Source organism: Streptomyces sp. NPDC059456, assembly GCF_042750055.1.
In the GTDB taxonomy this organism is placed as follows: Bacteria; Actinomycetota; Actinomycetes; order Streptomycetales; family Streptomycetaceae; genus Streptomyces.
This window is the reverse complement of the sequence record NZ_JBHYVA010000004.1, coordinates 37,586-44,649: the sequence shown is the minus strand read 5'-3', so window position 1 is coordinate 44,649 and position 7,064 is coordinate 37,586. Positions and strand designations below refer to the sequence as shown.

Below are 7,064 nucleotides of genomic sequence, written 5' to 3'. Positions count from 1 at the left end.
AGATCAAGTGGGGCCTGGACTACATGAACTCCCGCTACGGCAGCCCGGTCGGCGCCTGGAACTTCTGGCAGGCCAACCACTGGTACTAAGCCACCGGTGACCGCGGGCGCCCCACGAGCGGCACCGGCAGTGCGAAGGGCCCCCCGGGGCCGCGCCCCCCCCGCCGCCCCGCCCCGCGCCGCCCCGCCCCCCCCCCCGCCCCTTGTGCCGTTGCGGCTGTCGCGAGCCGTCAGTGGCGCGCCTGGAGGAGGTCCTCCAGCTGCTCCTCGCGGGCCTGCGCGGCCACGAAGAGGAGCTCGTCGCCCGGCTCCAGGGTCTCCTCGGCGTGCGGGGTCAGGACCCGGTTGCCGCGGATGATCGTGACGAGCGAGGTGTCCTCGGGCCAGGTGATCTCGCTGATCTGGGTCCCGGCGACCGAGGAGTCGGCGGGCAGGGTCAGCTCGACCAGGTTCGCGTCGCCGTGGCTGAAGCGCAGCAGGCGCACCAGGTCGCCGACGCTGACGGCCTCCTCGACCAGGGCCGACATCAGGCGCGGCGTGGAGACCGCGACGTCGACGCCCCAGGACTCGTTGAAGAGCCACTCGTTCTTCGGGTTGTTGACCCGCGCCACGACCCGGGGGACCCCGTACTCGGTCTTGGCCAGGAGGGAGACGACCAGGTTCACCTTGTCGTCGCCCGTGGCCGCGATGACGACGTTGCAGCGCTGCAGCGCCGCCTCGTCGAGCGAGGTGATCTCGCAGGCGTCGGCCAGCAGCCACTCGGCCTGCGGCACCCGCTCCACCGAGATGGCGGTCGGCGCCTTGTCGACGAGGAGCACCTCGTGCCCGTTCTCCAGCAGCTCACCCGCGATGGAACGGCCCACCGCGCCGGCTCCGGCGATCGCGACCCTCATGCGTGTGCCTCCTCGGGCCCCTCGGCGAAGGACGCCTCGACCTTGTCGATCTCGTCCGTGCGCATCATCACGTGGACGAGGTCGCCCTCCTGCAGCACCGTCTGGGACGTCGGCAGCATGGCCTCGCCCAGTCGGGTGAGGAACGCCACGCGGACGCCGGTCTCGTCCTGCAGCTTGCTGACCTTGTGGCCGATCCACGCCGCGGAGGTGTGCACCTCGGCGAGCTGGACACCTCCGCTCGGGTCGCGCCACAGCGGCTCGGCCCCGGACGGCAGCAGCCGGCGCAGCATCTGGTCGGCGGTCCACCGCACGGTCGCGACCGTGGGGATGCCCAGGCGCTGGTAGACCTCGGCGCGCTTGGGGTCGTAGATGCGGGCGGCGACGTTCTCGACGCCGAACATCTCGCGGGCCACGCGGGCAGCGATGATGTTGGAATTGTCACCACTGCTGACGGCGGCGAAGGCGCCCGCCTCCTCGATCCCGGCCTCGCGCAGCGTGTCCTGGTCGAAGCCGACCCCGGTGACGCGGCGGCCGCCGAAGCCGGCTCCCAGCCGGCGGAATGCGGTGGGGTCCTGGTCGACGACTGCGACCGTATGCCCCTGCTGTTCCAAGGTCTGCGCGAGGGCGGAGCCCACTCTTCCGCAGCCCATAATGACGATGTGCACGGCCGTCCTTCCGGCTGTCAGCGCTCGCTGGTTCCCAGCCTCATTGCATGCTCTGGCTTCACAGGGTCTCAGACCACGGCCCAAGCTACACACGGGCGGTCCACCATGTGACCTTTGCAGCACAGACGGCTCCAATGCCCTTGAATACCGGCGGGGGGTTCGTCAGCCGTATTTCGAACGCTTACGATCCTCTGCGTGTCCAAACTGACCGACGTGCCCAAACGGATCCTGATCGGCCGGGCGCTGCGCAGCGACCGCCTCGGGGAAACCCTTCTCCCCAAGCGGATCGCCCTCCCCGTCTTCGCTTCCGACCCCCTCTCCTCCGTGGCATATGCCCCCGGCGAGGTCCTGCTGGTCCTGTCGATCGCGGGTGTGTCGGCGTACCACTTCAGCCCCTGGATCGCCGTCGCGGTCGTCGTGCTGATGTTCACGGTGGTCGCCTCCTACCGCCAGAACGTCCACGCGTACCCCAGCGGCGGCGGTGACTACGAGGTCGCCAACACCAATCTCGGGCCGAAGGCCGGACTGACCGTGGCGAGCGCCCTGCTCGTCGACTACGTCCTGACCGTCGCCGTGTCGATCTCCTCCGGAGTCGAGAATCTCGGTTCCGCCGTCGATTTCGTCATCGAGCACAAGGTGCTCTCGGCGATGATCATGATTCTGCTGCTCACGCTGATGAATCTGCGCGGAGTGAAGGAATCCGGAAAACTCTTCGCCATCCCGACGTACGTGTTCGTCGGCGCCGTCTTCGTCATGATCGCCTGGGGCGCCTGGCGCGGCCTCGTCGCCGGCGACACCATGCAGGCCCCGACCGCGCACCTGGAGATCAAGGCCGAACACCAGGGACTGGCCGGCTTCGCGCTGGTCTTCCTGCTGCTGCGGGCGTTCTCCTCCGGATGTGCGGCCCTGACCGGCGTCGAGGCCATCAGCAACGGCGTCCCCGCCTTCCGCAAGCCCAAGAGCAAGAACGCCGCCACCACGCTCGCCCTCATGGGAGCCCTGGCGGTCACCATGTTCTGCGGGATCATCGGCCTGGCCATGGCCACCGACGTGAAGATGGCCGAGTCGCCCGCCACCAACCTGCTCGACAACGGCGTCCCCGTCGGCCCCGACTTCGTCCAGCACCCGGTGATCTCCCAGGTGGCCGAGGCCGTCTTCGGCAACGGCAGCCTCCTGTTCATCATCCTGGCGACCGCCACCGCGCTCGTCCTGTTCCTGGCCGCCAACACCGCGTACAACGGCTTCCCTCTGCTCGGCTCGATCCTCGCCCAGGACCGCTACCTGCCGCGCCAGCTGCACACCCGCGGTGACCGGCTCGCCTTCTCGAACGGCATCGTGCTGCTCGCCGGCGCGGCCATGCTGCTCGTGTGGATCTACGACGCCGACTCCACCAAACTGATCCAGCTCTACATCGTCGGCGTGTTCGTGTCGTTCACGCTCAGCCAGATCGGCATGGTCCGGCACTGGAACCGCCACCTGCGGACCGAGCAGGACCAGGCCGCGCGGCGCCGGATGCACCGCTCGCGGGCGATCAACACCTTCGGTGCGATCTTCACCGGCCTGGTGCTCGTCGTCGTCCTGGCCACCAAGTTCACGCACGGCGCCTGGGTCGCCCTGCTCGGCATGGTGATCTTCTACGGGACGATGACCGCGATCCGGAAGCACTACGACCGCGTCTCCGCCGAGATCGCCGCCGCCGAGGGCCCCAGCGACGACAGCGTGCGGCCCTCCCGGGTCCACTCCATCGTCCTGGTCTCCAAGGTGCACAAGCCCACGCTGCGCGCCCTGGCCTTCGCCAAGCTGACCCGCTCGGACACCCTGGAAGCGCTCAGCATCAGCGTCGACTCGGCCGAGACCAAGGCGCTGAAGGAGGAGTGGGAGCGGCGCGGCATCAACGTACCGCTCAAGATCCTCGACTCCCCGTACCGCGAGATCACCCGCCCGGTGGTCGAGTACGTGAAGGGCCTGCGCAGCGAGAACCCGCGCGACGCCGTCAGCGTGTACATCCCGGAGTACGTCGTCGGCCGCTGGTACGAGCACCTGCTGCACAACCAGAGCGCGCTGCGGCTCAAGGGCCGCCTGCTGTTCACCCCCGGCGTGATGGTCACGTCGGTGCCGTACCAGCTGGAGTCCTCGGAGCTCGCGAAGAGGCGGGCCAAGAAGCGGCAGGAGTGGAACGCCCCGGGCGCGGTGCGCCGCGGACCGGTGGACACCCCCCGCCCGAAGGACCGCGCGGGCAAGTAGCACCGCGGTCGGTGTGGCAAACGGCCGGACGAGATCCACGTAAACTGGTGGGTCGGTCGTCCGGCCGTTCCCATTTATGTTTTGGAGTCTCCCCACCATGACCGAGCAGAACGAGAAGCAGTCCTTGGTCGGGGAGGAGTACGAGGTCGAGGTCGGCCCCGTCGCACACGGCGGCCACTGCATCGCCCGGACGTCCGACGGCCGCGTCCTCTTCGTCCGCCACACCCTCCCGGGGGAGAAGGTGATCGCCAAGGTCACCGAGGGCGAGGCGGACTCCCGCTTCCTGCGCGCCGACGCGATCACCGTCCTGGACGCCTCCAAGGACCGCGTCGAGGCCCCCTGCCCGTACGCCGGCCCCGGCAAGTGCGGCGGCTGCGACTGGCAGCACGCCAAGCCGGGCGCCCAGCGCCGGCTCAAGGGCGAGGTCGTCGCCGAGCAGCTGAAGCGGCTCGCCGGACTCACCCCGGAGGAGGCCGGCTGGGACGGCACCGTCATGCCGGCCGAGGGCGACAAGCTCCCGGCGGGCCAGGTCCCGCAGTGGCGCACCCGCGTCCAGTACGCCATCGACGAGACCGGCCGCGCGGGCCTGCGCAAGCACCGCTCGCACGACATCGAGCCGGTCGACCACTGCATGATCGCGGCGCCGGGCGTCAGCGAGCTCGGCATCGAGAAGCAGGACTGGCCCCAGATGGCCACGGTCGAGGCGATCGCCGCCACCGGCTCCCAGGACCGCCAGGTCGTCCTGACCCCGCGCCCGGGCGGCCGCCTCCCCCTGGTCGAGCTCGACAAGCCGGTCTCGGTCCTGCGCGTCGAGGAGAAGGACGGCGGCGTCCACCGCGTCCACGGCCGCCCCTTCGTCCGCGAGCGCGCCGATGGCCGCACCTACCGCGTCGGCATGGGCGGCTTCTGGCAGGTCCACCCGCAGGCCGCCGACACCCTGATCAAGGCCGTCATGCAGGGCCTGATGCCGCGCAAGGGCGAGATGGCCCTCGACCTCTACTGCGGCGTCGGGATCTTCGCGGGCGCCCTCGCGGAACGCCTCGGCGAGACCGGCGCGGTGCTCGGCATCGAGTCCACGAAGCGCGCGGTCGAGGACGCCCGGCACAACCTGGCGGACTTCCCCCGCGTCCGCATCGAGCAGGGCAAGGTCGAGACGGTCCTCCCGAAGACCGGGATCACCGAGTGCGACCTGGTCGTCCTGGACCCGCCGCGCGCGGGCGCGGGCAAGCAGACGGTCCGCCACGTCGCGGGCCTCTCGGCCCGCCGCATCGCCTACGTGGCCTGCGACCCGGCGGCCCTGGCCCGCGACCTGGCCTACTTCCGCGAGGCGGGCTACAAGCCCCGCACCCTCCGCGTCTTCGACCTCTTCCCGATGACCCACCACGTGGAGTGCGTGGCAATCCTGGAGCCGATCGCAAAGGGCGCCTGACCTGCAGGTTTCCCGGTGTGCGTTATGTGCATTGTGGGCGTTACGGGCGATATTTTGACGCTGAAATGACGCTCGTGACGCTGAAATGACGCTCGTTCTGGCGGGGCGTCAGGCAGGTTATGAGGCAGTCCGCCGGCCTCAACTACCTCGCCGGAGGGCATCGGCAGGCGGTTGGGTGTCGTCGCTAATCTCGTCTGCGGGGCTGCGCCGTGCGGTCGACAGCCAGCCCCGTGAGGGCGCTGGAAATCTGGCGTTTGGCTCGTGAAGAGCCCTGGGAGGCTCGCCTGGTCGAGCGCCTTCCCTCCTGCGTCGCGAAGGGTGGAGTGGGTGCCTACCAGGCGCCTGCTCTGCCCAGTGGGCGAGCGCGGGGATCGAAACGGCTCGTAGCCGCGATCCCTGCCCCATCGTTCCAAGCAGGCGCCACAGGTGCGGCCGGGGAGGCATCCGGCTGTTGGGCGGATGCCATTCTTATAGGACCCTCGCAACCCCGACGGCTCCGCCGGAAACAATTCGGGCTGCCTCACCGTTGAGGCCTGCAGAGCACGAGCTATGGGGGTGTCGGGGCTGAGGCTGTTCGACGTGGCCGGGGGGATCGCGGTGGAGATTGCCGCACGCCCGGCAGAGGTGGAGCGCCACCTGCAGGACGTGGTCGAGGCGAACATGGAGGCCATGCTGGGGGTCCGGTTCCTGGCCAGTGAGTACAGCACCGGACCGGTTCATCGCGGCAGGATCGACTCGCTTGGTCTGGACGAAAACGGCTCGCCGGTCGTGGTCGAGTACAAGCGAGGCCGCGACGCCGGCGTTATTACCCAGGGGCTGTTCTACTTGGCGTGGCTGACCGATCACCGGGCTGAGTTCCAGCAGCTGGTTCGCGAGCGGCTCGGGGCGGACGTCGCTTCCCATGTGCTGTGGAGCAGCCCCAGGTTGATCTGCGTCGCGGAGGACTACTCTCGGTACGACCTCCACGCCGTGCGTGAGATCCGACGCACCATCGACCTCGTCCGCTACAGCTACTTCGGCGCAGGGCTTCTCGCCTTCGAACCGGTGGCCAAAGTGACGGCTGGGGCTCAGGAGCGCAGCGGGCTGCGGCGTCAGGAGCCGATCGCGTCAGCTGGCACGCGTGAGGACCCCACAGTCGGGCTGCGGAGCGCGCTCGATGAACTGCTGCAGGGGCTGGGAGACGATGTGAGCAGCGTCGACCGCAAGCAGTACCGCGCGTACCGGCGGCTGCGGAACTTCGCGTGCGTCAGTCACGCCCACCAGCAGGAAGTCGTGGTCACGCTCCGCCTTGACCCCAAAGATGTCGACCTCGACGGGGGATTCACCCGAGACGTCAGCCAGATCGGCCACCATGGCACTGGTGATGTCGAGGTCCGTCTTCGGACGGAAGGCGATCTGCGTCGCGCTGAGCCGTTGCTCCGGATGAGCTACGAGGCTGCCTGAGATCGCGGACGAGCATGTCCCGTCGCAACGGCCCGGGGATGTGCGGGTGCTTGAGGCGGTAGGCGGCCTCCTTGCGTCGGGATGGTCAGGAAGGGTGGCGGTGTCATTCCAAGATGCGGAGAATCCGGGATTTCCAGATCCCTGCACGGAGTGATAGTCGCGGAGGGATGCCACCCCAGGTCCAGCGTTCTCTGTCCCCGATGAAGCGGGCTTCTTGGCCCAGCCCTCTACGTTGGGTGCGCTCCCGGTGAGACGCTCTGAAACCAACTGACCCACGTCCATAGGACCCAAGGATCGACAACGACAAGCCGTCCAGGCGGCGCCGGGGTGCCGGACGGCCGGGGTGGCGACGTGGAGTTCGGAGCGCAGCGCGGGGACGAGCTGGAAGCGG

5 protein-coding genes and 1 pseudogene are annotated in these 7,064 nt (G+C 69.2%); 4 read left to right on the top strand and 2 right to left on the bottom strand.

Annotated elements, in window-relative coordinates; translation table 11 throughout:
- Window positions 1-89, top strand: a pseudogene (locus tag ACFXA3_RS01330) (lytic transglycosylase domain-containing protein); the annotation flags it as partial.
- A gap of 140 nt (window positions 90-229) precedes the next feature.
- Here ACFXA3_RS01330 and ACFXA3_RS01325 read toward each other — a convergent pair.
- Together ACFXA3_RS01325 and ACFXA3_RS01320 are read right to left on the bottom strand one after the other, a co-directional pair.
- Window positions 230-892: a TrkA family potassium uptake protein gene (locus ACFXA3_RS01325; protein ID WP_053691455.1), complete on the bottom strand. Its 663-nt coding sequence runs from the start codon at window positions 890-892 to the stop codon at window positions 230-232.
- Window positions 889-1,557, bottom strand: a complete 669-nt coding sequence (locus ACFXA3_RS01320; RefSeq protein WP_385180296.1) for a potassium channel family protein — start codon at window positions 1,555-1,557, stop codon at window positions 889-891. Before ACFXA3_RS01320 ends, ACFXA3_RS01325 begins: the two co-directional genes overlap by 4 nt.
- A 195-nt stretch (window positions 1,558-1,752) precedes the next feature.
- Between ACFXA3_RS01320 and ACFXA3_RS01315 the strand changes: the two genes are divergently transcribed.
- From ACFXA3_RS01315 to ACFXA3_RS01305, 3 genes are all read left to right on the top strand, one after another.
- Window positions 1,753-3,801, top strand: a complete 2,049-nt coding sequence (locus ACFXA3_RS01315; protein ID WP_385180293.1) for an APC family permease — start codon at window positions 1,753-1,755, stop codon at window positions 3,799-3,801.
- 97 nt (window positions 3,802-3,898) lie between these two features.
- On the top strand, window positions 3,899-5,230 hold the full coding sequence (locus tag ACFXA3_RS01310; protein WP_385180292.1) for a class I SAM-dependent RNA methyltransferase: 1,332 nt from the start codon (window positions 3,899-3,901) through the stop codon (window positions 5,228-5,230).
- A gap of 555 nt (window positions 5,231-5,785) precedes the next feature.
- Entirely contained in the window at window positions 5,786-6,673 is an 888-nt protein-coding gene (locus ACFXA3_RS01305) for a DUF5655 domain-containing protein (RefSeq protein WP_385180290.1), read from the top strand.
- Window positions 6,674-7,064 lie beyond the last annotated feature (391 nt).